The sequence below is a fragment of the Paraburkholderia sp. EG304 genome (assembly GCF_046543485.1).
Taxonomy (GTDB): Bacteria; Pseudomonadota; Gammaproteobacteria; order Burkholderiales; family Burkholderiaceae; genus Paraburkholderia; species Paraburkholderia youngii.
This window is the reverse complement of record NZ_JBKGUA010000486.1, coordinates 1-253: the sequence shown is the minus strand read 5'-3', so window position 1 is coordinate 253 and position 253 is coordinate 1. Positions and strand designations below refer to the sequence as shown.

Here is a 253-nt window from a genome sequence, read left to right as displayed (position 1 = left end):
GCGCGTAACCAGCGGGACAGGACACCGAATGCGCCGGCCAGCAAATCGCCTTCGCGAGGGCCGCTCCCGCCGCACCTGCCGCGCGAGGAGATCGTTCTCGAGCCCGATCCGCTCTGCCCCACGTGTGTGTCATCTTCCGCCATATAGGGGCCACCGGGCTTCCGGCATAAAGGAGCCGGGACGTTTTCGGCATAAAGGAGCCACTTCGTTTCCGGCATATAGGAGCCAGTTGGCTTTCGGCATAAGGAGCCAG

At 63.6% G+C, this 253-nt stretch carries 1 protein-coding gene; it reads left to right on the top strand.

Translation table 11 applies throughout. The features are described from left to right. A partial coding sequence (locus ACLFKU_RS44855) for a hypothetical protein (protein WP_410853533.1) occupies nt 1-147 on the top strand: 147 nt, incomplete at its 5' end. Nucleotides 148-253: the final 106 nt, after the last annotated feature.